The 25,477-nt window shown below is 65.0% G+C and carries 20 protein-coding genes and 2 pseudogenes; 14 read left to right on the top strand and 8 right to left on the bottom strand.

All coding sequences use genetic code 11. The features are described from left to right. Positions 1-19 precede the first annotated feature (19 nt). A pseudogene (locus MAAFP003_RS13495) lies at positions 20-688 on the top strand (cutinase family protein); the annotation flags it as partial. Between the two features lie 179 nt (positions 689-867). On the opposite strand, the gene MAAFP003_RS13490 reads toward MAAFP003_RS13495, so the two are convergent. The 3 genes from MAAFP003_RS13490 to MAAFP003_RS13480 form a co-directional block, all read right to left on the bottom strand. Then, entirely contained in the window at positions 868-1,245 is a 378-nt protein-coding gene (locus tag MAAFP003_RS13490; protein WP_096287651.1) for a DUF5073 family protein, read from the bottom strand. Continuing rightward, positions 1,245-2,030: a heavy metal-binding domain-containing protein gene (locus MAAFP003_RS13485; RefSeq protein WP_096287649.1), complete on the bottom strand. Its 786-nt coding sequence runs from the start codon at positions 2,028-2,030 to the stop codon at positions 1,245-1,247. The genes MAAFP003_RS13490 and MAAFP003_RS13485 overlap by 1 nt, the downstream gene beginning before the upstream one ends. Before the next feature lie 136 nt (positions 2,031-2,166). Then, complete coding sequence (locus tag MAAFP003_RS13480; RefSeq protein ID WP_096287647.1) at positions 2,167-3,561, bottom strand: WS/DGAT/MGAT family O-acyltransferase; 1,395 nt, start codon at positions 3,559-3,561, stop codon at positions 2,167-2,169. A gap of 324 nt (positions 3,562-3,885) precedes the next feature. Here MAAFP003_RS13480 and MAAFP003_RS13475 point away from each other — a divergent pair. Next, positions 3,886-4,179 (top strand): annotated as a pseudogene (locus tag MAAFP003_RS13475) (ATP-binding cassette domain-containing protein); the annotation flags it as partial. Positions 4,180-4,317: 138 nt separating this feature from the next. Here MAAFP003_RS13475 and MAAFP003_RS13470 read toward each other — a convergent pair. Continuing rightward, positions 4,318-5,208 carry an SDR family NAD(P)-dependent oxidoreductase gene (locus MAAFP003_RS13470; protein ID WP_096287645.1) on the bottom strand — a complete coding sequence of 297 codons (891 nt, stop codon included), beginning with the start codon at positions 5,206-5,208 and terminating at the stop codon, positions 4,318-4,320. 476 nt (positions 5,209-5,684) lie between these two features. Between MAAFP003_RS13470 and MAAFP003_RS13465 the strand changes: the two genes are divergently transcribed. The 12 genes from MAAFP003_RS13465 to MAAFP003_RS13410 all read left to right on the top strand — a co-directional run bounded on the left by MAAFP003_RS13465 (position 5,685) and on the right by MAAFP003_RS13410 (position 20,082). Continuing rightward, positions 5,685-6,494, top strand: coding sequence for a SigB/SigF/SigG family RNA polymerase sigma factor (locus tag MAAFP003_RS13465; protein WP_096287643.1), 810 nt, complete (start codon positions 5,685-5,687; stop codon positions 6,492-6,494). 106 nt (positions 6,495-6,600) lie between these two features. After that, positions 6,601-7,224 carry a hypothetical protein gene (locus tag MAAFP003_RS13460; protein WP_096287641.1) on the top strand — a complete coding sequence of 208 codons (624 nt, stop codon included), beginning with the start codon at positions 6,601-6,603 and terminating at the stop codon, positions 7,222-7,224. A 44-nt stretch (positions 7,225-7,268) separates the two neighbouring features. After that, the gene (locus MAAFP003_RS13455; RefSeq protein WP_096287639.1) at positions 7,269-8,159 is read left to right on the top strand and encodes a DUF4344 domain-containing metallopeptidase; all 891 of its coding nucleotides are present in this window, start codon (positions 7,269-7,271) and stop codon (positions 8,157-8,159) included. Positions 8,160-8,249: 90 nt separating this feature from the next. Beyond that, positions 8,250-8,927: a TetR/AcrR family transcriptional regulator gene (locus MAAFP003_RS13450; RefSeq protein WP_096287637.1), complete on the top strand. Its 678-nt coding sequence runs from the start codon at positions 8,250-8,252 to the stop codon at positions 8,925-8,927. Between the two features lie 25 nt (positions 8,928-8,952). Further along, the gene (locus tag MAAFP003_RS13445) at positions 8,953-10,182 is read left to right on the top strand and encodes a cytochrome P450 (protein WP_096287636.1); all 1,230 of its coding nucleotides are present in this window, start codon (positions 8,953-8,955) and stop codon (positions 10,180-10,182) included. Continuing rightward, positions 10,176-11,123: an SDR family oxidoreductase gene (locus MAAFP003_RS13440; RefSeq protein WP_096287634.1), complete on the top strand. Its 948-nt coding sequence runs from the start codon at positions 10,176-10,178 to the stop codon at positions 11,121-11,123. The genes MAAFP003_RS13445 and MAAFP003_RS13440 overlap by 7 nt, the downstream gene beginning before the upstream one ends. A gap of 34 nt (positions 11,124-11,157) precedes the next feature. Continuing rightward, complete coding sequence (gene car / locus MAAFP003_RS13435) at positions 11,158-14,673, top strand: carboxylic acid reductase (RefSeq protein ID WP_096287632.1); 3,516 nt, start codon at positions 11,158-11,160, stop codon at positions 14,671-14,673. 19 nt (positions 14,674-14,692) lie between these two features. Beyond that, on the top strand, positions 14,693-15,865 hold the full coding sequence (locus tag MAAFP003_RS13430; protein ID WP_165796403.1) for an amidohydrolase family protein: 1,173 nt from the start codon (positions 14,693-14,695) through the stop codon (positions 15,863-15,865). After that, positions 15,862-17,097 (top strand): M24 family metallopeptidase, encoded by a 1,236-nt coding sequence (locus MAAFP003_RS13425; RefSeq protein WP_096287630.1) that lies wholly within the window; start codon positions 15,862-15,864, stop codon positions 17,095-17,097. Before MAAFP003_RS13430 ends, MAAFP003_RS13425 begins: the two co-directional genes overlap by 4 nt. Continuing rightward, positions 17,087-18,199: a M24 family metallopeptidase gene (locus tag MAAFP003_RS13420; RefSeq protein ID WP_096287628.1), complete on the top strand. Its 1,113-nt coding sequence runs from the start codon at positions 17,087-17,089 to the stop codon at positions 18,197-18,199. Before MAAFP003_RS13425 ends, MAAFP003_RS13420 begins: the two co-directional genes overlap by 11 nt. Before the next feature lie 270 nt (positions 18,200-18,469). After that, positions 18,470-19,831: an HNH endonuclease signature motif containing protein gene (locus MAAFP003_RS13415; RefSeq protein WP_243394025.1), complete on the top strand. Its 1,362-nt coding sequence runs from the start codon at positions 18,470-18,472 to the stop codon at positions 19,829-19,831. Between the two features lie 56 nt (positions 19,832-19,887). Next, positions 19,888-20,082, top strand: a complete 195-nt coding sequence (locus tag MAAFP003_RS13410) for a hypothetical protein (protein WP_096287626.1) — start codon at positions 19,888-19,890, stop codon at positions 20,080-20,082. A 27-nt stretch (positions 20,083-20,109) separates the two neighbouring features. On the opposite strand, the gene MAAFP003_RS13405 is transcribed toward MAAFP003_RS13410, so the two are convergent. From MAAFP003_RS13405 to MAAFP003_RS13390, 4 genes are read right to left on the bottom strand one after another with little or no spacing between them, the layout of a single operon-like run. After that, a complete protein-coding gene (locus MAAFP003_RS13405) occupies positions 20,110-21,369 on the bottom strand; it encodes a hypothetical protein (RefSeq protein WP_096287624.1) in 1,260 nt (419 codons plus the stop codon). A 4-nt stretch (positions 21,370-21,373) separates the two neighbouring features. Further along, entirely contained in the window at positions 21,374-22,138 is a 765-nt protein-coding gene (locus MAAFP003_RS13400) for an SDR family NAD(P)-dependent oxidoreductase (protein WP_096287622.1), read from the bottom strand. After that, positions 22,135-24,477, bottom strand: coding sequence for a CaiB/BaiF CoA transferase family protein (locus tag MAAFP003_RS13395; protein WP_096287620.1), 2,343 nt, complete (start codon positions 24,475-24,477; stop codon positions 22,135-22,137). Before MAAFP003_RS13395 ends, MAAFP003_RS13400 begins: the two co-directional genes overlap by 4 nt. A gap of 19 nt (positions 24,478-24,496) precedes the next feature. Next, positions 24,497-25,465, bottom strand: a complete 969-nt coding sequence (locus tag MAAFP003_RS13390; protein ID WP_096287618.1) for an enoyl-CoA hydratase/isomerase family protein — start codon at positions 25,463-25,465, stop codon at positions 24,497-24,499. Positions 25,466-25,477 lie beyond the last annotated feature (12 nt).

Here is a 25,477-nt window from a genome sequence, read left to right as displayed (position 1 = left end):
AATGTGACAAAATCAACGCGTGAAGGCGTACGCCCTCCCCGTTTTGCTTTGTGCCGCTACAACGTCCACGTGGGCGGCGCTGCTGACTGCCCCCACTCCCGCTGTGTCCGCCGAACCGTGCCCCGATGTCGAGGTCGTGTTCGCCCGAGGAACCGACGAGGCGCCCGGACTGGGCGATGTCGGGGAGAATTTCGTCGATGCGCTGCGCGCGCGACTTGGCTCGAAGTCGCTTGCCGTGTATCCGGTCGACTACCCCGCGACCATGAGCTTCCCTAGAGCCGTCGACGGCATAAGCGACGCGGGCGCTCACATCGAACAGACGGCGGCGGCGTGTCCTAAGACCCAAATGGTGCTCGGCGGATACTCGCAGGGCGCGGCCGTAATGGGGTTCGTCACTGCTAACCAGGTGCCGGAAGGTGCCCGCATCGGGCAGGACCTGCAGCCCATGCCGGCCGAAGTCGCCAACCACGTTGCCGCCGTAGCGCTGTTCGGAAAGCCGGCGAGCCAGTTCATGAGCATGATCAACCAGCCGGCGGTGACAATCGGCCCGCTGTACGCGCCCAAAGCCATTGAGATGTGTGTCCCGAACGATCCCATCTGCGCGGGCTCGGGTGACTTCTCGGCGCATAGGCAGTACCAGCAGATCGGGATGATCGACCAGGCAGCCGATTTCAGCGCGAACCGCATTGCCGCGGCTACTCCCCCGACTCCGTCACCGGCGCCGGGATCGACACCGGGGCCGGGACACCCGCCGACGGCGACACCGGCACCGGTGCATTCGACTGCACCGTCGACCTCGCAGTCGCCGACGCCCGCGGCATCGCATCACCCCGGCCCGCCCCCGGGGCCTGCATCGGAGTTATCGACTCAGTAGCGGGGTGCGGCCTCGAGAACCTCAACGGCCGCGTCGACGTTGGGAATGATGGTCGGACCGTAGTGGCCCACCAGCTGCCCCAGCGCGCGGGCGATATGCGGGCCGACGATGCCGGCAGCCAGGATTTCTTCGGCCAACACAATGCCGTTGACGACGTGACCGGCGCTCAGTCGACCATCGGCAGTGACTTCGTAGCGCCATTCGCCGATCTGCACTCGCTCCGGTGCGGACCGGAAAAGGCCGCGCCGCGCCGGCGTCAGAATGACGCCGGGAACGCCGCAAAACACCCTGATCACTTGTCCGACTCCGCCGGGGCCGGCCAAGGCTGATCCGATCGCGCGGCTGGCGCGCTCAGGGTCGTAACTCGTCATCAATCACTCATCGGCAGCACGAACGAGGGTGTGATGGTCTGCGGCTCACTGGTGCGCCGAACCGCGGTGCCGGCCACGTAGAACTCGACGGTGTGATGCCCCCAGGCGTAGTTCGAGATGGCGAAATGCACTCCCACGACGCCGTTTGCGCCGTCGCGCTCGGCCTCGCTCTGCATGCGCGACATGGCCAGCTCCCGGGCCTGATAGCTGCCCTGCGTCCACTGCGGCATCTCGGCGTTGCGCCCGACCTGGCTGAGCGTCCGCAGAAAGCCTTGTACGGCGATGTGAAACACGCAGTTGCCCATCACGAATGCGACCGGTGCGAACCCGGAGCGCAGCAGGGTGGTCAGATCCTGGCCGGACAGGTGGCTGCTGAAGGCCTGCCCGTTGGGCCTGCGAAACGCTCCCGGCTTGGCGGCATATCGCACGGCGGTTCCGACCGCGATGAATTCGAGGTGTTCGCCTTCGCCCTGATGACGCCAATCGAGCCGCACACCCACCACGCCATCGGCGCCCAGCGCATCGGCCTCGGCCTGCATGCGCGACATCGCGTTCCAGCGCGCCCGGTAGGTCGCGTCGGTCAGCACAGGCAACTCCGACTGCTGGCGGATGCCGGTGAACTGATAGCCGACGTGATAGACGGAAACCCCCATCACGAGCTCCATCGGCTCGAATCCGGCGCCGTGCAGCAGTGCGAATTCGTTGATCGAAAGATCGGAAGTCCATAACTTGCCCGCATGCGACAGACGTTCGCTGGCGACGGGGTCGAGCTGGTTCGGTTCCATTGTCAAAGACCCTCCTGCGGTTCGCAGCCAGCGTAGCCCGGCGACGGCGAGCGCTGGCACGGCGCGAATAACGAGCCGGGCAATCCAGCGCCGCCTCGGCTACCGGGACTCGGCAACCGACGGAGTGCTCGCGGCCTCACGCATCCGGCGAGTAGCTGTCGTCGGCCTGGCACTCCAGCAGCTCTTTGAGCGCATCGGGAAATGCGTCGGCCATGCCCCACAGGTCGGGCAACAGATCGGGGCAGCCGATCAGGCCGATGCCGAGTTCTCCGTTGAGCGACATCACGGTGATGTTGAGTCCGGCGTCGCCGATGATCGGCCCGAGCGGGTACATCGTGGCGACGCGGCACCCCAGGAAATACAGCTGGTCCCGCGGCCCCGGCACGTTTGACAGGACCAGGTTGAATGCACTGCGGTTGATCGGAATGCGCGGCAGCAGGCGCATCGCCGCACCGAACATCGTCGGGCCGCCAAACTGTGTCCAGTCGTGCAGCAGGGTTGGACCGAGTGCCGCGGTGTGCTCTTTGGCGGCCTTGTTTCCGGCGGCGATCGCGCGGATACGTTCGGCCGGATCGCTGATCTGGCTTTCCACCCGGCAGAACATCCACGTGGTCTGGTTGCGCCCGGGACGATCGGACTTGCCGTGCACCGACACCGGCACGGTGGCCACCAGCGGGTTCTCGGGCAGCTCACCGCGCTCGAGCAGGAAACGCCGCAACACCCCGGCGCACAACGCCACAACGACGTCGTTGACGGTTACCCCGAAGCGGTCCTTGACTCGTTTGACGTCGCGCATGTCCAGCTGGGTGTAGGCGATGTTGCGGTAACGCGTGACGGAGCCGTTGAGCGGGGACGACGGGGCCGAGAACGGCGCAGCCATCGTGCGGCCCTCGCGCGCCCGCAGCACGGTCTGCGCCACCGTCAGCATGGTCGCGGGCACCACGGTCGCCAACCGCAATGGCCGGCGGGCAAAACCGAGCAGTCCGCTCACCGCGATCTGCAGGGCGTTACCGCCGCCCGCACCGGTGGCCGCCCTCGGGGCCGGCGCATCGGGCTCCGCGCTGCACAGGTGGCCCAGCAAGTTGGCGCCCGCGACCCCGTCGACGAGTGCGTGATGAACCTTCAGCATCACCACGACCGCGTCACTGTTCGCCCCGCCCTGCAGCACCCACATCTCCCACAGCGGTCGGTCCCGGTCCAGCGGCAGCCCCGCGATATACCCGCAGATCTCGGCCAGCTCTCGGCGCCCACCGGGTGCCGGCACACCGACGTGCTGCAAATGGTGCTCCAGCTGGAAATCGTCGTCGTCCACCCACACCGGGTGATCGAAATTCAGCTGGTTGTCGGCGAGTTTCATCCGGAATTCCGGCACCGCCGCGATGCTCTTCGCGAGCGCGGCGCGGAAACCGCCGTAGGTGTAGCCCCCCGGCATTGTCGACGTGTCCAACTCCAACACGCAGCACACATTCAATGGCTGGGTCGGCGTCTCCAAGTAGAGAAAAAACGCGTCCAGCCCGCTCAGTCGTTCCATAGCCGCCTGCTCGACTAGTGACCTCAGAAAACCCCCCGAACCTCTAGGAGTTTAGGTAGCTGACCAGCGGTCAGCTACCTCTCACCCAGGCGCACTCGGTTAAATTTTGACGACATACCGCCGCGGTATTCAACGCGGCAACCGGCGACGTGTCCGCGGGCCTCGCCGCTGGATGAACTCATCACGATCGGGTCTCGTTAACCGGCTCCCGGCGCCTTGGGCGCCGTGGGGTTAGCGGCAGACACGCGCGCTGTTTAGGTGCGGCGGCGCAGGAGGATCATGTTCAGACGAGTCGATACCTGCGATGCACCCAAGCACAAGCTGCTGACCATCGAATTGCGAGATGTGGTGCGCGAATACCGGATTGGCGGACAAACCGTTCGCGCACTCGACGAGATCAGGCTGCGGTAGGAGGGCGGCCAATTCGTCTCGATGGTCGGGCCGTCCGGTGCCGGCAAGAGTACGTTGCTGCATCTGCTCGGCGCGCTGGACTCCCCCGATTCCGGCTCGATCGAATTCGACGGCGACGAGATCGGGCGTCTCAATGACCAACAGCAGTCGCAGTTTCGCCATCGTCGCGTCGGCTTCATCTTCCAGTTCTTCAATCTCTTACCGACCTCTAACCGACGTTGTCGGCATGGACCGCGCCTTCGAGGACGGCAGCCAGCTGACACGGCTGCCGGCGCCCGGGCGACCACGCTGTTGTTTGCGCCTGCTGGTCCTGCGTGCCCGACACGTAAGTGCGCGCGAATCGGTTCAGGGGAATGGGCCGCGCACACCAATCATCTTGTGCAAGTCCTCAATCCCCCACGGCGCGGCGTCATGGTGGTCGCGATAGCCGAGCAGGGACGGGGTTGGGCGCTCAAACCGCCCGACGAATCCGCCTGCGGCAACAAGGATCTGACCCGTCACGTCGCGCGACAGGTCGCTGGCGAGATACGCGTAGAGCGGTGCCACAAACGCGGGCGGGGCACTATCCAGCGAGGCGTGCATCGTCACGTCGTCGAGCAATCCGCGGCGGTGCAAATCCGCGATGTGCTTTTCATAGTCGTCTCCGGTGGAAAGCCGCGTCCGCGCGCCGGGGCACACCACGTTGGCCCGCACGCCTTTGGCTTTGAGTTCAGCGGCAATGGCCACCGTCAAGCCGTTGACGGCGCCCTTGCCCGCTGGGTAGCCGGTGCCCCCGTAGTCGCCGAGAAAGGCCACCGAGCTGGTGTTGACGATCGTCCCGTGCCCCTGCTCGACCATCGCGCGAGCCGCGACCCGACAGGTGTGGAAGACCGTGCCGATATGGGCGCTCAACAATCGATTGAAGTCGTCGGCCGAGATGTCCAGGATCGAGGAGCCGGGCGGCTCGGCAATACCGGCGCAGTTGATCAGGATGTCGAACCGTCCGAACGTGTCACGGCAAGTGTCCACCAGCGCAGTGGCGACGGCCTCGTCGTCGGCGGGTCCGATCATCGCGGTCGCTCGACCGCCCTTCGCTGTGACCGCCGTGACGGTTTCGGTCACGGCATCGGCATCGCGGCCGTTGACCACGACTGCGGCGCCCAAGTCGGCAAGCAGTTCGACGACCGCGCGGCCAATCCCGCGGCTTCCGCCGGACACCACCGCACCGCGTCCGGCCAGCAGATCCCGGTTCTTCATGGGCACCGCCTCCAACCAGCGTGTTCCCGACAATGCCCCGAGGTGCCGCGGGTGGCGCAGGACACCGACATTTGCCGAACAGTACGCGTGCGGTGTTGACCTCCGTCGACGGTGCCGGTTCGGGCCAGACGAGGTTGCTCAGCAGCCGGTACCGGCGGATGGTCGCCGATCCGGGCTCAGGGGGCGTAGGATCGGGAATTGAGTCCGCTCTGGACACGTCGCCGTTTAGCTAAAAGCGGTCAGCAAGCCGCACGGCTGCTGGGCTCTGGCTCCGGCGATCGACATCTTCCGGGCCCTTACCTCGGTGCCCCGTGCGCTGCGAACAACCGATCCGTGTCCACCGGACGGTTGCAGCGGGGTGTCGGCATATGCCGCGAATCCTCACTGCACGCGACTTCGTAAGGAAGTACCGCAATGCACATCCGTTTATGCACGGCTGTTTCCACACGTGTGGTTGCGAGGGGTGGGTTGAGCAGATGACCGAAGTCCTTGCTGCACCCAGGCCCACCCGGCCGGCTACCACTCGCAACGACGATTCCTACGACGACGTCATCGACATGTTTCTGGTGTTGAGCACCCTGCCAGCCGAGTCGCATGAGTACCACCGTCAGCGCGAGTGCATCGTGAGCAGGTGTCTTCCGCTGGCTGACCATGTCGCTCGTCACTTCGGACGACGCGGTGAGAGTCTCGACGACCTGACCCAAGTCGCGCGGCTGGGCCTGATGAACGCCATCAACCGGTTCGACCCCGACAAGGGGCCCAGTTTCATCGGCTTCGCGATTCCCACCATGATGGGCGAGGTTCGGCGCCACTTCCGCGACTACAGCTGGGGAATGCGGGTGCCGCGCCGGCTGCGTGAGCTTCATGTCCAAATCAGCAGAGCGACAGCAGATTTGGTCCAGAGGCTAGGTCGCGCACCGACGGCCCGCGAGCTGTCGGAAGAGCTCGGGGTCTCGCACGACGAGATCGTCGAATGCCTTGTTGCCGGTGATGCCTACCAGCTGGAGTCCCTGGACGCACCGGTCGGCGCCGACGCATCCGGGCGGAGTCGTCTGGTCGCCGACGCGGTCGGTGCAGTCGACCCCCAGATCGACCACATCACCAACCGCGAAGCGGTCCGCTCGCTGATCGCCGCGCTCCCCGAGCGTGAACAAGACGTGCTGCACATGCGGTTCTTCGAATCGATGACGCAGAGCCAGATCGCGAAGCGAATCGGGGTGTCACAGATGCAGGTGTCGCGCATTCTGGCGAATACCTTGGCATCCCTGCGCGACCAGCTGGAATAGCCCGCGACATCGGTGTCCAGCCGATCTGACGAAACGCGCACTGTACTGTGCCTTTGGGGTGAAATCGACCCCGCTGCCAGATCGAGCCTAAAAGGAGCACGATGCGATGAGGCTTTCACGACCCGTAGTCGCGGGGATCGTTGCGGCGACAACGCTGGCGTTGACCGTGGCCGGTTGCGGCGGCAGTCAGAAGCCTTCGCCGACGACATCGGGATCGGCTACCTCGTCGACCAGCAAGAGCAGCGCCGCGCCGACCTCCTCGGCGCCCGCGGCGCCGGCCGCCGATTACACCGGATGGTTGATCCAGGTGACCGATATCGACGCGCCGGTGCCGTTCACGGGCACGCCGCCGACGAACAACCCGAACGGCCAGCCCGGCGCCGCGACGACCTTCAACACCCAAGACAACAGCCACACCATCAAAGTCACCATCCAGGTGCTGCCGGACCCAGGTGCGGCAACCAGCGCACTGAACGCCGCGAAATCGGCACAGGGTGGCGCGATCAAGCATCCGACCACGGACGCGGTCAAGATCGGCACCGACGGAACCGTGGTGTCGGGTAATTCGCCCGACAACTCCAAGGGCATCGCGGTCTTGCTGTTCACCGAGGGCAAGGCCTTTGTGACGCTGGAATTCGACGGTCCGCCTGACACGCTGCCGCCACCGGACTTCATCAACGACATCGGCCAAAAGCAGGATGCGGCGGTGAAGAAGGGGCTCGGCGGCTAGCCAAGGCTGCCGGCTACCCGACGGCGCCACCCGCAGCGGTGCACATGGCAACGATCAGAGCGGTAACGACATCGATCGCTGCGGCGTGTGCAGCGCTGCTCTGCACGGTCGGGTGTGGCGGATCCAAAAGCCAACAGGCCGAATCCAATTCGCCCGCTGCGCAGACACCGACCGAGTCCCCGCAACCGAAGCAACCGGGTGAGCCGACGCCTCCCGGGGCAGGGACGGTGAAGATCCGCTACGAAGACGCCACGACACCGCAGGCACAGCGTGGCCGCCAGCTCATGCAGGACGCAAAGGTGCTGGAGGACCTCGCGCGACACATCCAGGACACCTTGGTGCTGCCGTCCGACTTGGGCGTGGTCGGTAAGCAATGCGATGCGGACAACGATTTCTACCTTCCCGACGCCAACGAGATACAGCTCTGCTACGAGGCCAGGGAGCACGCCGAAAAGCTGGCCGCGGGCAGCTCAATTCCCGATCCGGTAACCCCCGCGATCGACGAGACGATCTCTGCCGCTTACCACGAGCTCGGGCACGCCACCCTCGCGATCTATCAGCTCGCGTTCACCGGGCGCGAGGAGGACGTGGCCGATCAACTCTCCGCGTTCATGCTTCTCAACCCCGGCGCGGACGGAAAACCTTATCCGGACGGGGTGCGTATCGCCACCAACACCGCCACCGAATGGAAATTGAGCGCAAAGGAAGCCGGCGACGCCAACGAGCTTCCGTTCTGGGATGGGCATTCCATGGACATCACCCGCATGTACAACTGGGAGTGCTGGATTTACGGCTCCGATCCGCAGGCCAACGCCGGCATCGTCTCCTCCGGAGACCTGCCGGAGAGTCGAGCCGGCAACTGCGAGGAGGAGTTTCAGAACATGCAGCGCGGCTGGCAGTCGCTGCTGGGGCCGCATCTCAGGAAGCCCAGCTAGCACCCGCTCGCGCACGGGATCCCGACGGACAACATGGCTTGCCGCCTGTGACACGCTTTAAATAAATTGCTTGATTTAATCCGCCGCGCGGTGTTCACTGAGGCGGTGAAAGCCGAGCGGACGGCGCGTTCTGACCGGTCGATAAGTACGCGCGAGGCGATCTTGTCGGCCGCCGAATGGTTGTTGGCCGAGCGCGGAATGTATGCCGTGTCCAATCGGCAGATCAGCGAAGCGGCCGGGCAGGGCAACAACGCCGCGGCGTGCTATCACTTCGGGACCCGGACCGAACTGTTGCGCGCGATCGAAAGCAAGCACCGCGAGCCGATCGAACATCTCCGCGCCCAGATGCTGGACGACATAGGCGATTCCACCGAGCTGCGCGACTGGGTGAGCACTCTGGTGCGGCCACTCACCGACCATTTGGCGGCGCTGGGCACCCCGAGCTGGTATGCGCGGTTCGCCGCTCAGGCGATGGCCGACCCGACCTATCACCATGTCGTCACCAAGGACGCCTTGATGTCGCCGAGGTTGGTGCAGACCATCGACGGCATCAACCGGTGCCTGCCCGACCTGCCCAAGCGAGTGCGATCCGAGCGGATCGTCATGGTCCGAAATCTGCTGATGCACACCTGCGCCGAGCACGAAGGCGCGTTGGCCGAGCACGGGCCGCGATCGCGTTCCAGTTGGCCGGTCGCCGGTGAGGGATTGATCGACGCGATCGTCGGGTTGTGGCGCGCGCCGGTTCATGTGAGTGCAGCGGGCGCCTGACGAACCACCGGATACAAGGAGCACGATGACCGACGTCTCAACTGATCCAGCCACCGACATCCCGGACTTCCCGATGACGCGGGCCGCGAGCTGCCCCTTCGCCCCTCCCCCGGAATCGTTGGCGCTCAACGCAACTAAGCAGCTCAGCCGGGTGCGGATCTGGGACGGCAGCACACCGTGGTTGATCCATGGCTACGACGCGATCCGCTCGCTGTTCACCGATTCGCGCACCAGCGTCGACGACCGGCTGCCGGGCTATCCGCACTGGAACGAGGGAATGCTGGCGACGGTGCACAAACGCCCGCGCTCGGTGTTCACCTCCGACGCCGAGGAGCACACGCGCTATCGCCGGATGCTGTCAAAACCCTTTACCTTCAAGCGAGTCGAAGGGTTGCGTCCCGCGGTACAGAAGATCGCCGACGAGCGCATCGACGCGTTGTTGGCCGGCCCCAACCCCGGCGACATCGTGAGCACGCTGGCGCTGCCCGTCCCGACGCTGGTCATCAGCGAGATGTTGGGCGTGCCATACGAGGACGCCGATTTCTTCCAGGAACAGGCTCAACGCGGAACCGGGCGCTACGCGACCGAAGAGGACACGGCCCAGGGCGCTGCGTCGTTGGCGAAATACCTCGCCAAGCTGATCCGGGTCAAGATGGAAAGCCCGTCGGAGGATCTGGTGTCCGATCTGGCGGAACGGGTCAACGCCGACGAGATCAGCGTGCGCGAAGCCACTCAACTGGCGGTCGGCGTTCTGATCGCGGGCCACGAGACCACCGCGAACATGATCAGTCTGAGTATCGCGGCCCTGCTCGAGCATCCCGATCAGCGGCAGTTCCTGGTCCAAACCGACGATCCGAAGGCGATCGCCAACGCGGTCGAGGAGCTGATGCGGTATCTGAGCATCATCCAAACGGGTCAACGCCGCATCGCCATCGAGGACATCGACGTCGGTGGTGAGACGATCCGCGCGGGCGAAGGCATCATTCTCGATGTCGCACCGGCGAATTGGGACGACCGTCAGTTCCCCGATGCCGACCGGCTGGACCTGACCCGCGACCAGGGTGCGCACGTCGGATTCGGTTATGGCCGTCATCAGTGCGTGGGGCAGCAGTTGGCCCGCATGGAATTACAGATCACGCTGCCCACGCTGCTGCGCCGGGTACCGACCCTGCGGCTGGCCGTTCCGGTCGAGGAGCTGCCGTTCAAGCACGACACGTTGGCCTACGGCGTCTACGAGCTTCCCGTGAGATGGTGAAGCCGGACCTGACGCTGGCCCTGCCGGATCTCGCCGGCAAGCGTGCGGTCGTCACCGGGGCCAACAGCGGTCTGGGATTCGGACTCGCGAAGCGGTTGGCGGCCGCGGACGCCGACGTCGTGATGGCCATTCGCAACAATGCCAAGGGCGAGACCGCGATCGCGCAGATACGCCGTGACGTCCCCGCCGCGAAGCTCAGCATCAGGCAGCTGGACCTGGCATCACTGGAAAGTGTTGCGGCACTGGGAGAAGAGCTGACGGCCGAGGGCCGGCCGATCGACATCTTGATCAACAACGCCGGCGTCATGACCCCGCCGGCGCTGCAGCACACCGGCGACGGTTTCGAGCTGCAATTCGGCGCCAACCACCTGGGCCACTTCGCCCTCACCGCGCACTTGCTGCCGCTGCTGCGCGCCGCGACGTCGTCGCGCGTCGTGACGGTCAGCAGCATCGCCGCCACCCAACCGAAATTGTCCTTCGAGGACCCCAACGCCCGGCACGGCTACAAACCGATGGTCTCCTACGGCATCGCCAAGCTGGCGCAGCTGATGTTCGCGGTAGAACTGAACCGGCGCAGCGGCCGAAGTGGCTGGGGCGTCATGTCCAATGCCGCACACCCGGGACTGAGCAAGACCAATCTGCTCAGCGGCGCCTCGTACGGACGGGACAAACCGACCGTGCAGGCGCGACTCACCCGATTAACCTGGCGCTTACTGCCTTTCATGTGGTTAGACATCGACGAGGGCATCAAGCCGACCCTGTACGCGGCGGTCTCGCCGGATGCCGAAGGCGGCCGTTATTACGGACCGCGCGGCTTCTACGAAACCGCCGGGGGCGGAGTCACATTCGCCGCCGTCCCACGGCTCGCACGCAGTGAAATCGAGATGCAGCGCCTGTGGCGGCTCTCCGAAGAACTCACCGGCGTCAGCTATCCGGACTGACTGGGATGGTTTCAACACATGGAAGTGGTGAAATATGGCGTTCGTCGGCCGCTCTGACGTAAAGGATCCGGGCGCCCAGCAGGACCAGTGGGAACGGTTGGCACGCCGGCGTGAGCGACTCTATGCCGAGGACGCCCAATTCAGTGCCACCCGCCCCGACGAGCACATCGCGGCCGCGGCACGCGCACCGGGGCTGCGGATCGGCGAGGTCATGGCGACCGTGTTGCAGGGTTACGCCGACCGGCCGGCGTTGGGACAGCGGGTACGCGAAGTCACCACCGATCCCGCGACCGGGCGCTCGACAGTGAACTTCCTGCCGCGCTTCGAGACTGTCAGCTACGCGGAACTGTGGGCGCGTGTCCAAGCGGTGGCCGGGGATTGGCATCATCACGGTCGGCATCCGCTGCGGACGGGCGATTTCGTGTGCGTGCTCGGTTTCGCCAGTATCGACTACACCGCCATCGAATGCGCCTGCATCCACCTCGGTGCGGTGGTGGTGCCGTTACAGACCAGCGCACCGGCCGCGCAACATGCGCCGATCCTCGACGAGACCCAACCGCGAATCTTCGCCGTCGGGATCGACAACCTCGAGATCGCCGTGGAAGCAGTCTTAGCGGCAAGCCGGACCGGCACCGCACCGCAGCGGCTGATCGTGTTCGACTACGAACCCCGCGACGACGATCAGCGTGCCAGCTACGAGGCGGCGCGGGACCGGCTGGCCGCGACGGGCACCGGGCTGACCATCGAAACACTCGATAATGTTGTCGCGCAGGGTCAATCGTTGCCTGCCCCGCCACTGCACGTGGCAGCGGCCGACGAGGACCCGCTGGCATGGGTTTTCTACACCTCCGGGAGTACCGGCACACCCAAGGGCGCGATGTTCACCGAGAGTCTGTGTATCGGCACCTGGCTCGCGCAGTCGGATCAACCGGTCATCACGTTGAGCTACATGCCGATGAGTCACCTGATCGGGTACGGCTACGTGATCTTGACCTTGGCCAACGGCGGCACCAGCTATTTCGCGGCCAGGAGCGATCTGTCGACGCTGTTCGACGATTTGGCGCTGGTACGTCCGACGTCGATGAGTTTGGTGCCGCGGGTTTGCGAGATGTTCTACCACCACTATCAGCGCGAGCTGGACCGGCGCAGCCTGACCGGGGAGGCCTCCGACGAGGCCGCCGACGAACTGACCACCGCTATCCGCGAGCAGATTCTGGGCGGCCGCGTGCTGGCGGTGGGCTGTGGATCGGCGGCGCTGTCTCCGGAAATCAAGGAGTTCATGGAAGTCGTGCTCGACCAGCACCTGCTGATCGGCTATTCGTCCACGGAGATCGCCGGAAGGATGATCGTGGCCGACGAACATGTGCTGCGACCGCCGGTAATCGACTACAAGCTGCTCGACGTGCCCGAGCTCGGCTACTTCAGTACCGACAAGCCATATCCCCGTGGGGAATTGGCAGTCAAGTCGGCTCGCTTCATGGCCGGCTACTACAACCGTCCCGACCTGACGGCCACGATGTTCGACGCGGACGGCTATTACAAGACCGGCGACATCATGGCCGAAGTCGGGCCGGACCGATTGCGCTACGTCGACCGCCGCAACAACGTCATCAAGTTGGCGCAGGGTGAATTCGTCGCTGTTTCGCGGTTGGAGGCGCTGTACTCGACCAGCTCGTTGATTCACCAGATCTACATCTATGGCAACAGCGAGCGTTCCTTCCTGCTTGCCGTGATCGTGCCGATCGACACCGGTGTCGGCACCTCGCTGATCGCCGACTCGCTGCGCCAGATCGCGCGGGACAACGGGCTCAACGGCTACGAGATCCCCCGCGATTTCCTAATCGAGACCGAGCCGTTCAGCTTAACCAATGGCCTGTTGTCCGGTGTCGGCAAGTTCTTGCGACCCAGGCTCAAAGAGCGCTATGGCGAACGCCTGGAGCAGCTCTATGCGGCTATGGCCGATGACCAACTGGGGCAGCTGCGCGCATTGCGCACCGGCGGTGCCGACCAGCCGGTGCTGGCGACCGTAAGCAAGGCCGTCCAGGCCACCCTCGGGGTGCCGGCGGCCGATGTCTCGCCGGAGGCCAGGTTCATCGATCTCGGCGGCGATTCGCTGTCCGCGTTGACGTTTTCGACGCTGCTGGCCGACATCTACGGTGTTGAGGTTCCGGTGGGCGTGGTGATCGACCCGACCGGTGATCTGCTTCGTATCACCGATCACATTGAACGGCAACGTAATTCCGACGTGCCGCGGCCCACCTTCGGCTCCGTGCACGACACCGCCGGCCGCGAGGTCTCGGCCTGCGACCTGCGCCTGGACAAGTTCATCGACGACGACATCCTGAAGAACGCCATGTTGTTGCCCGCCCCCACCAGTGAGATCCGCACCGTGCTGCTCACCGGCTCGACGGGCTTCCTGGGGCGGTTCCTCGGGCTGGAATGGTTGCAACGACTGGCGGATTCGGGCGGCACGCTGGTGTGCCTGACCCGCGGCGCCGACGCCGCACATGCGCGCCGGCGCATCGAGGCCGCTTTGGATTCCGATCCCAAGCTGCTCGACCGCTTCCGGAGCCTGGCTGAGGGCCATCTGGAAGTCGTGGCCGGCGACATCGGCGAAGCCGGCTTCGGTATCGACGACGCGACCTGGCGGCGCATGAGCGAGACGGTCGACCTGATCGTGCACCCGGCCGCTCACGTCAACCACGTCCTGCCCTATCGGCAATTGTTCGGCCCCAATGTCGTCGGTACCGCCGAGGTGATCCGATTGGCGATCACCACCAAACTCAAACCGGTCCACTACATCTCCACCTTGGGCGTCAGTGCCGTGGCCCATCAGCTGGTGGATGAAGACACCGACATCCGCCGCTCGGTCCCCGAGTGTGTGGCCGATGACAGCTACGCCAATGGGTACGGGATCAGCAAGTGGGCCGGCGAGGTGTTGATGCGCGAGGCCCACGACCTGTGCGGGCTGCCGGTGGCGGTATTCCGGCCGGGCATGATCCTGGCCGACAGCCGCTATGCGGGACAACTCAACGTGCCCGACATCTTCACCCGGCTGTTGTTCAGCCTGGTGACCACCGGTGTCGCGCCGAGGTCGTTCTACCGGACCGGCGCCGCCAGGCCGCACTACGAGGGCTTGCCGGTCGACTTCCTCGCCGAGTCGATCGCCGCGATCGGACCGCGGCACGGCAGCGGTTTCGCCACGTACAACACCACCAACCCGTATGACGACGGCATCTCGATGGACACGTTCGTCGACTGGATCATCGCCGCGGGTTATCCGGTCGAAAGGATCGACGACTACTCGAGTTGGCTCACACGCTTCGAGACCGCGATGGGGGCTCTGCCCGAGCGCCAGCGCGCCCAGTCGGTGCTGACCGTGCTGGACGTCTACCGTGAACCCATGCTCGCTATCGCCGGTTCACCGGTACCCGGCGCGCAATTTCAGTCCGCGGTCGCACACTCGGGCCGCGCGATCCCGCACGTCACGCAGCAGCTGATCGAGAAGTACCTCGCCGACCTGGAACAGATCGGCATCCTCAGCAGGTGATCGCAACGAAGGGACGATGATGTCCAGCGCAACCCACACCCTCTACCCCGAAGGCATGATCGGCGCGCCCAAGCACCGGCACGGCCGGGCCGCGGAATTTCGCACCGGCCTGCCGGCCGGCACCGAGGTGTTCTCCGCCGACAACCACATCTCGGTGGCCGACGACATCTTCTACGAACAGTTTCCCGACGATCTGAAGGACCAGGCGCCGCGGATCTGGTACGAGGATGGCGCGTATCTGCTTGGCCGGCCCGGACAGTCCATGGTGGTGGGCGATTTCAGCGCGGTGCTGATGCAATACGACGACCTCGCCGGCGCGGCCACCAACAACGTCGAAGCCAGGATTCGCGAGCTCGCCGAGGACGGCGTCGATAAGGAACTGGCCTTCCCCAACGCGGTGCTGGCGCTGTTCCACCACCCGAACCACGAGATCCGCGAGCGCATCTTCCGCGTCTACAACGAACACATCGCCGGGGTCCAGGAGCGCTCTGATGGCCATTGCTACGGGGTCGGGCTGATCAATTGGTGGGATCCGCGCGGGGCCCGTCGGACGTTGACAGAACTGAAATCGTTGGGGCTGAAGACATTTCTGATGCCGATCAGCCCGGGCAACGACGAAAACGGGCAGCCCATCGACTACTCCAGCACAGCGATGAGTGGGGTCTGGGACGAGATCGAAGAAGCCGGCCTGCCCCTCACGCACCACATCGGCGAGAGTCAGCCGAAGTTTCCCAGCGAGGTCAACAGCGTTGCGGTGGCCATGATGGTCAACATCGACTCGTTCCGGGAGATGTTCTCCAAGTACATCTTCGGCGGCATCCTGGACCGGCACCGACGCCTGCGCATCGGCTGGTTCGAGGGCGGAATAGCCTGGGTACCAACCGCTCTACAGGACGCCGAGCACGTGCTGGCCTCCTATCAGCACATGCTGCGGCACCAGCCTGAGCACGGCATCCGCTATTACTGGGACACACACATGTGCGCCTCGTTCATGGTCGACGGACTTGGTCTGCGACAGATCGACGAGATCGGCATCGACAAGGTGATGTGGTCGTCCGACTATCCGCACAACGAAAGCACTTTCGGCTATTCTGAGCGCTCGCTGGCCGCTGTGGTCGACGCCGTAGGACCCGAGGACGCCGTGCGTGTCGTCGGCGGCAACATCAAGACATTCCTGGGGATTCCGGCATGACGAACACACTGTCTGCCCGACGCTCGGTCCTCGACGCCCCGGCTGAGCCGGACTGGGCCCGCATGCGCACCGAGGTCGGTGCCCGACTGCGCTCCGCGATGGCCGAGCACGGGGTCGACGCGCTGATCCTGCTGATGAACGGCTACGTCGGTTACGCGACGGGAGCCAGCTGGCCGCTGCTGGACGCCGGCCTCTCGCATGTGGAGCGCCCGGTCGCGGTCGTGCTCGCCGACGACGAGCATCCGCACCTGTTCATGCCGTTGCGCAGCGGATCATCGGCGGAGGCGCCGGTGCCCGACGACCATCTGCACGGTCCCGCCTACCTCGAATTCGACCACGGTGTAAAGGAATTCGTACGGCAGCTGGCTGGTTTGATCCCGCCGGGAGCGCATATCGCCGTCGACGAGCTCACCGGAGCAATGCGGCGAGCGGCGGCTGAACTCTTTCCGGCGGGACCGCCGGCAGATGCCGCGATCGTGATCGGCACCGCGCAACTGGTGAAGACCCGCGACGAGCTGTCCTGTCTGCGCAGGGCGGCCCGCATCACCGAAGATGCCATTGTCGACGTGCAGAAGGCCCTGAAGCCGGGCGTGCGGCAGATCGATCTCTCGGCCACCTTCGTGCGCCGCGCATTCGAGCTCGGGGCCACCACCAACATGCTCGAGGCGATCTGGCAGGTGATGCCGAGTTCACGGGAAGCCGGTGTCTGGACCACGCATGGCGATCTGGCGCTGCCGCTACTGCCGACCGACCGCGAACTGGCCGCCGGCGATGTGTTGTGGACCGATATCAGCATCACCTACCACGGCTACTGTTCAGACTTCGGCCGTACGTGGGTGGTCGGTCAGGAACCGACCCGTGCGCAGCAGGATCAATTCCGGCAATGGCGGGCCGTCCTTGACGCGGTGCTCGCGGTGACCAAAGCCGGTGCGACGTCGGGTGATTTGGCACGCGCGGCGATCGCGGCCAACGGGGGCCGCAAACCGTGGCTGCCGCATTTCTATCTGGGCCACGGCATCGGCACCTACCCGGCCGAAGCGCCGATGATCGGAACTGATCTCGGCGAGGAATTCGACGACAACTTCGTCTTTCCGCCGGGCATGGTTCTGGTTCTCGAACCGGTCATGTGGGAAGACGGAACGGGAGGCTATCGCAGTGAGGAGATCGTGGTGATCACCGAGGACGGCTACGCGCCGATTACCGACTACCCCTATACGCCCTATGGCGACTGAGGTTCTGCCCGACAGCCGGGCGCTGCGCATCGGCAGGCGGGATCGGGCCCTGGCCGAGATGGACAAACACGGCCTCGACATCCTGGTGCTGGGCCGGCAGGCCAACATCCGCTATGTGACTGGCGCGCCCCAGCTTTGGATCGCCGGGACGCGGCCGTTCGGCCCCATGTGCGTATTGGTGCGCTCCACCGGAGACATCTACCTCAACAGCACCGACGATGAGGGCGTACCCGAGGAGATCGACCACGATCACCTGTACGGGCTGGCCTGGAACCCGATGACGCTCATCGACGTGCTCAAGAAGGTCGACGGGGCCGATGCCGCGCGGCGGGTCGGAACTGACGCGATCACACCGACTTTCGCCGCGTTGCTGCCCGACGCGTTCCCGAACGCGGAACTCGTCGATGCCGAGCCCGCCATGCGCGCGGCGCGGCGCATCAAGACAGCCGACGAGATCGCGACGATGGATAGCGCACTGCGGATCGCCGAGCACGGACTCGCCACTGCCGTAAGCCAACTGGCGCCGGGTGTGTCGGAACAGACGCTGGCCGGGGTGATGATGGAGGCGATGGCCGCGGGCGGGGTCTCCACGCCGGCTACCCAGGACGCGGCATGGGTGACCTCGCGGGAACGGCCGTGGCATCGCGGCCAGGCTTCGGCGCAGCCGGGTGATCTTGTCGCGTTCGCCGCCGGCGCCCTGGCCAACGGCTATGTCGCCGAGGTAGGCCGCACCTGGCAGGTGGGCGATTTTGATGCTCGTGCGCTTTTCGAACGGTCGAATACGTTGTACGACAATATGCTTGCCGCCTGTCGCCCGGGTGTGTCCATCCGCGAGCTGCTGGCCGCCTACGAGGCGGCCGGTGAGCCGATACCGCCGATGCCGATCGCACATGGATTGGGTCTGGGTTTCGATCCCCCAGTGGTATCCGAGACGCTGGTGGCCGCCGGGGAAGACGACCAACTCGAGGCCGGCATGGTGCTGGCGATCACTGGTTATGTGTGGCAGCAAGGCGTTGGGGCGGTGTTTCGCCGCGACACCGTTCACATCACCGAGGTCGGTGTCGACGTGCTGACGCACAGTCCGTCGTGGCTTGAGAGTTAGGCGTGCGGTTTCGTAATCTGTGGCATCTACGTCGGCGACGTGCTGGCGGCTGCGCACGCGCGGACTGACGGTCCATGCTTGGAATCCCTTGTCCCACTGTGCTTTTTTCCCTGGCGAAAGCCGTGCCGTGTGTGGCATCTACGTCGGCGACGTGCTGGCGGCTGCGCACGCGTGGACTGACGGTCCGTGCTTGGAATCCCTTGTGCCACTACTGTTTCAGTGGTAACAAATTACCAATTTTTGTCGGTGGGTCTTCATAGCATTTGAGTTGTGAGTATCGATCGGGAGGCCTTGTCGGCGGCTTTCGACACCATCGACGGCGCTTTGGACGAATTGATGACACAAGACTGCGATGCGTTACTCACCCGTGAGCAATTAGCGTTGTTGTTGCGGTGCGAAAAGATTCGTCGTCGGCTGCCGGCGGTTGAGCACCCATTGATCAATGGCCTGGCCCGCCAGGCCACGCCGCAGGAGATCGGCGGCAAACTGTCGCATGCGATTGCCGAAGCGACGTTGATCAGCCGCGCCGAGGCGGCCCGGCGCATCCGCGAGGCCGCCGATCTGGGGCCGCGCTGCGGAATAACCGGTGAACTGATTTCGCCGGTCTTGGCGGCGACGGCCGCTGAGCAGCGCCAGGGCACGCTGGGGCCGGGGCAGGTGGCCGCGATCCGAAAGTTCTATCACCAGCTGCCCGGCTGGATTGATGCCGGCACCCGCGAGCAGGCCGAAGCCAAACTAGCCTTCGAGGGCACCCACTTCCGGCCCGAACAAATCGCGGACCTGGCCGCCATCATGGCGGACTGCCTCAACCCCGATGGGATTTACTCCGACGATGACCGATCACGTCGTCGTGGATTGAGGCTCGGTAATCAGGGTTGCGACGGTATGTCGGAGTTTCACGGATGGTTGACTCCCGAGGCACGCGCGACGCTGGAAGCGGTCTGGGCCAAGCTGGGCGCTCCGGGTATGTGTAATCCCGACGATGAAAGCCCATGTGTGGACGGAAGTCCCAGCGAGCAGTCCATCGAGCGCGATTCGCGCAATGCCGCGCAACGCCAACACGACGCGCTGAACGCGGCGCTGAGAGGTTTGCTCGCCTCGGGGGAGCTAGGACAGCACAACGGGCTGCCTACCTCGATTATCGTCACTACGACACTGGCCGAGCTGGAGGTCGCCGCCGGGCGCGGCCTCACCGGCGGTGGCACCATCCTCCCGATGAGCGACGTGATCCGGTTGGCGCGTCATGCGCGTCATTACTTGGCAATCTTCGATAAGGGCAAAGCCTTAGCGTTGTATAGCACCAAACGACTGGCGTCGCCGGCGCAACGAATTATCCTGTACGCCAAGGATCGCGGGTGCTCGGCGCCGGGCTGCACCGTCCCCGGCTATTACTGCGAAGTGCATCACGTCACCGATTGGGTGACGTGCCACACCACCGACGTCGACGACTTGACCTTCGCCTGCGGCCCCCAACACCGCCTACTGCAACCCGGCGGCTGGACCACCCGCAAGAACTCCCGGGGTGAGACCGAATGGATTCCGCCGCCGCACCTCGATCATGGCCAGCCACGCGTCAATACGTTCCATCACCCCGAGAAGCTGCTGATCGACCGCGATGACGATGCGCCTTAGCGCCCGTGAGCAACAGGTGACAACCGGCTGCCGCGTGATCACCATAAACTTCGCGCGTGAAGAAGGCACGGCCCCTCTACAGCCCACAGTTTTACACAGGGCTGGCCGCGCTCTTCCTCGCGCTGTTAGTCCTGAATGCCTGCACCCACGGCACGATGCTGGGCCTGATTAGTACCGGAGGCCTTACAGTGCTGATGACCTACATCGCCTACCGAGCCTGGTCCCGGAAGCGCCGCGCGACCGATCCGTAGTGCCCCTCAGATCGATGCTGCTGGCCATTAATCGAGCATCTCCCCCACCCGATACCGCTCCCAGGCGCTTAGCAGGTTGCACAGCATCTGCAATGGCGCACGCACGCTTTCGTCCTCTCGGATCCGCGGATCCTTCCGGCTGCCGGGCGCATCGTCTCCGAATCGCTTGCGTATCAGGACCGGAACGTCCAACAACCACGCAATTCCCATCGACGCCGCATAGAGCAGGGTGTACCGACGAAGCCGTTCGGGGTCCAGGTCGGGACCGCCGCAACGCGCGACCTCGGTCACGAACAACCGCAACAGTTCATCGAGATGGCGGTTCCACAGCTCGGTCTCCGCTGCGGACAACGCACCCCAGATCGCCATGCCCAGGTTCATTTGGCTGACGCATCCCCAGTCCATCAGACCGCAGCGCAGCGTGCCGCCGGTGTCGCGCCAAAACCACGCATTGTCGATGTTGGCATTCCAATGGCACAGCGCAACATAGTCGGCATCATCGGCCAACTGAGCGGTGACCGCCTGTTCGAGAAGGGCGACCCGGGGCACGTCGTGGCGCAGCCGTGCCAGGAATTCCGGCGTGCGGACATTCGCGGGCAGTAGCCCGGGATGAGTGTCGGCGAATTCGCCCAGCTGGTCCAGCCGCCGTTCCAGCTTGTCGATGGACAGCGGCGCTCGCTCACCCACCGTCGCGGCCTGCACATCAAGTGGAAACTGCGCGGCGGGTAGTCGACCGGACCGGTGCGTTCCGGCCAGCCGGCCCAGCGCTGTGAGCAGCGCTCGGTAATGTTCCAAGGGTTCGGGCATCTCGTAGTCGAGGCACTTATGATACTGGCGCTCGATTCCGTTGTGGCCAAATCGGATTCGCTCGGTGATCAGTATTCCGGTTCCACTGTCGCGGTGATAGTCCCCGAAGAGTGCGCTGGGCACCGCGATCGGAAAGCCCGCTGTTCGCGAGAGCGAGGCGAATCGCACCTCCGGCTCCATCTGCGTCTTGCCGCGATCGCGGATCGGATTGTCGAAATCACGCGAGAATTTCACGAAGAGATCGGTGTGCAAACCGGTTGCCTCGTCGGCATATTCGATCGACAGCATGACCTTGCGGCCCGTGCTGCCCCCGCCGATCTCGGTGCAAGCCGTGACATCGACGACCGCATTGCCGTCATCGAGCACACCGGAAGCCCGGAACGCGTCGGTGAGAAACCGGGCTCCGCATTCGCGCAACGCCGCGGGGTCGGCAGGAAACGTCAGCCCGGACTGGTCACCGACGACCCACCGCGAATCCACCCGATTACCAGGTCTGTTCGGCGGCACGGACCAGCATCTGGTTGACCGCCACCCGGCGGTCGCGGGTCACCATGAACAGCACCGCGTCGGCGATGTCCTCCGGCCGCATCCTGACCATGCCGGCGGTTTGGCGTTCGAACGCCTCCCGTGAGTCCTCGGCCAGATGGCTGAAGATCTCGGTATCGACCGTACCGGGACCGACGACGCCGACCCGGACGCGCTTGCCGAGTACCTCTTGGCGCAGCCCCTCGCTGAAGGCGTTGACGCCGAACTTGGTCAACGAATAGACCGCGGTATTGGGGCGGGCCACCCAGCCCGCCGTCGAACTGATGGTGACCAGATCGGCCACGCCGCGCCGCGAATCGGTGGCCGCCTCGATCAGATGTGGCAGTGCCACCTTGGTGGCGTAAAGGACGCCCTGTACGTTGACCGACACCATCTGGTCCCAGTCCTGCAACGGCGCCTCGGTTGCTGGTGCCGACTGCATCAAACCGGCATTGTTCACCAGGATGTCCAGCCGTCCCAACTCGGCGACGGTTTGCCGCACGGCCGCGGCCACTTGTTCGGCATCGGTGACGTCGGCCGGCACGACCAGCGCTGTACCGCCGGACGATTCGATTTCGGCTTTCAGCTCGGCCAGCCGGTCGGCGCGGCGCGCGAGCAGCGCCACTGCGGCGCCCTCGGCAGCCAGCGCTTTAGCGGTCGCTTCACCGATGCCGCTGCTGGCACCGGTAACCAGTGCCGCGGTCTGTGCCAGTGTTCCAGTCATAACCCGCCCAACGTCGGTGCCCCAGCCAGTATTTCGTGGAGAACGTAGTCGGTGTCCTGGCCCAGGTCGGGCGCGCCTCGCTCGATGCGCGCCGGCTCGCGCGCCATCCGCCATGCCGGTCCTACGATCGGGCGCTGGCCTTCGCGGTGATCGGAGACGAAGCGATACAACTCGCGATCCCAGAGCTGCTGATCGCCGATCACGTCGATCGCGGTGGCGCTCTTGGTGGCCGGCACTCCCGCGGCCCGCAGTCGGTGCGCGAGGTCGTCGGCATCGAGGTCGCGGGTCAGCTCCGCAATGTCACCATCGAGCGCCTCGACGTGTCCGCGCCGGCCGTCCGATGTGGCGTAGCGCGGATCGTCGGCCAGGGCGCGGGCATCGAGCACGTCGCACAGCCGGCGCCAATCGTCGTCGCCTGTGACGGCCACGCTGACCCAGGCGCCATCCGCGCAGGGATAACACCCATGCGGACACATATCGGGGTGATAATTACCATCCGGTCCGAGGCGGCGTCCGGTGAGGCTTTGTTCGAGCAGGCAGTCCCCGATCATCGAGGAGAGGGTTTCGACCGCCGAGATGTCGACGAATTGCCCTGTGCCACTGAGCTCGCGGTGCAGCAGGGCAACGACAGCGGCGTAGGCGGCCGCCGCGCCGACCGTGGAATCTCCGTACCGCATACTCGTTCCGAGCGGGGGCCCACCGGGGTAGCCGACCAGCGGTGCGAGTCCGGCCAGGGCGGCGAAACATGGCGCGTAGCCGGTCTGGTGACCGAGGGGCCCGTCGTTGCCCCACATTTTGATCGACACCGAGATGATGTCCGGTTTGATCTCGGTGAGCTCCGGATAGCCAAGGCCTTGGCGCTCCATCGCGCCCGGGCGCAGGTTGTTGATCACGATGTCACTGCGCGCGATCAGTCCACGCAGTCGCGCCATGCCTTCGGCCGATTTGATATCGAGGTCCACGCTGAGGATCTCGGGGTTGATGCTCAGGAAGAACGGTGCGTGGTTGATGTCGGTGCCGCCGTAGGCGCGCATCTCCTCGGGCAGGGCCGCCGTTTCCACCTTGATGACCTCGGCGCCCAACATCGCCAGCAGCTTGCCGGCGTAGGGGCCCGCCCATACCTTGGTGAGCTCGACGACTCGCACCCCCTCCAATGGCCCACCCCGCGGGGTCTTCGGCGGCTTCAGCTGAGGTACTCGCACCGTGGGTGGTGTGCGCGTCCTATCCAGGCCGCTCAAGATCGCGGCCGTGTGCTGACCGAGAGTCGGTGCGGCAGCGGTGAGTTCAGCCGGCGATGCGCTCAGCAGGTAGGGCACCGTGGGGTAGGCGGCGTCGCCCAGCACGGGATGGCTGACGTTGCGAAAGAAGCCGCGGTGCCGGTACTGCGGCGACTCGTGCAGATCGGCGGCGTCATTGACCGGAACGAGTGGCACACCCATGCGCTGAGCTTCGTCGGCCGCCGTCTCCTTGGGCAGATCGCGGACCCACTCCGCGAAGCCCTGCTGGAATGCCTTGACCTTTTCCGTGGTGACCGAGAACTCGAGCCAGTCGTCGTCGAATTCGTCGAGCCAGTCAGGTTGTCCCATCAGCTTTTTGACACCGAGCCAGTGCGCGCCGCTGGTCATGTACAAGTAGACGAAGCCATCGGCGCAGGCAAAGAACGACGCCGGGCCCTGCTGGTCGTAGTCGTCGCGGGTGCCGAGGGCGGGGACTTCGCCGGTGATCAGGCGGCCCAGAATGCAATCGGCGCGTGAGACCAGCACGGCATGTTGGGAGATGTCGATGGCCTCACCCCGGCCGTGGTGTAGCCGCCCGAACAGCGTTGCGGCCACGCAGAGTGCCGCCTCGAGGCCGGCTTCGTAGTCGGCCATGAAGCGGCCCGGTCCCCGCAGCGGCGGCTTACTGGGGTCCGGATGGCTGGGAGTGTGATATCCCCACCCACTGGCATGGAATACGTTGATGCTCTTCGCATTTGCATGCTCGGGCGCGGCGTTCCGGCCGAACGGCGTGATCGAGCAGAAAATGACATTCGGGTGCCGGGAAGCCACCGTGGTCGCGCCGTCGTCGATCACCGCGTCGGCGCCGGCCATCAATGCGTGCAGCCGCGGGTCGCGAGCATCAAGCTCGACGGAGTTCTTGTTCGTGTTGAGGTATGCGAACAGCGCACTGCCATCGGGCCCGTCGCCCAGGATGGGAGAAAACGCCCGGGTAGAACTGCCACACCCGGGCGCCTCGACCTTGATCACCTCGGCGCCGAAGTCGGCCAGCAGTTTTCCGCAGTACTCCCCTGCGACCGACCCCGCCAGCTCGACGACCCTGAAACCCGTCAGCGCCGACATGCGAGCTCTCCCAAAGCGGTCAGGGCTTCGCGCGGCCCGAACGGCTGAGGCGCCACTCCGGGGGGAAGTTCATGTCGTTGTCCTTGACCACGTTGTTGAGGCCCTTTTCGAAGGTGCCACCGGTGAGGTCGACTTCTTCCGCGTCGTTCTTGATCATCGGCAACATGCCCTCGACCATGCCGGTCAGCAGGCTGCCGAAGTATTCGCCCTTGTGTTGCTTGTAGAGCTCGAGGAACGTCTTCTGCACCGCGACCGTGTCGGTTGGACGCGACCGCGAACATGCCATTGCGTACTTGAGCGTCTCGGCTTCCAGCTTCTCGCGCGGCACCACGCTGTTGACGAAGCCGCATTCGTACATTTCCTTCGCGCTGAAAGGCCTTCCGGTGAAGAGCATCTCGGAGAACTTGCGTAGTCCCATCGTCTCGGCCCACCACCACAGCCGGGGCCCCCAGCCCACATACCGGAACGCCGGATGGCCGAACAGGGCATCGTCGGATGAGATCACCAGGTCTGCGTCACCGGCCTGGTAGAAGTGCCAGCCGTAGCAGTAGCCCTTGGCCTCGATAATGCTGATCTTCCGAAGCTCCTGCAGCGGCCGGTTACCGGCGCGGGCCTTGGCGTAGAAGTCGGTCACAGTAGACAGGTAACGGTACGACCCACCCGGCGGGTACTTGACGTCGTCATCGTTGATCGCGAGCTCGTGGTGCAGCGGTAGGCCGGGATTCTCCAGCATCGGCCGCTGCTCGGGCAGGTCGCCACCACTACCGAAATCCTGTCCCTCACCTCGGATTACGACGACCTTGACGTCGTCGTCGACATTGCACTTGTGGATCAGGTCGGCGTAGTTCTGCCGCATGCCCAGGCTGGTGGCATTCTGTGCGTCCGGCCGGTCAAAGGTGATGTAGGCGATCCGGTTCTTCTTGTCCTTCTCGAACTTGATGTACTGCTCGGCTTCTTTCTTCAGCTTTTCGTAGTCGAATTCCGGCATGAGATTTCTCCA

Origin of the sequence: Mycobacterium ahvazicum (genome assembly GCF_900176255.2) — a bacterium.
Taxonomy (GTDB): domain Bacteria; phylum Actinomycetota; class Actinomycetes; order Mycobacteriales; family Mycobacteriaceae; genus Mycobacterium; species Mycobacterium ahvazicum.
Note: the sequence above shows the minus strand (reverse complement) of the source record. Positions and strands in the feature narration are given on the sequence as shown.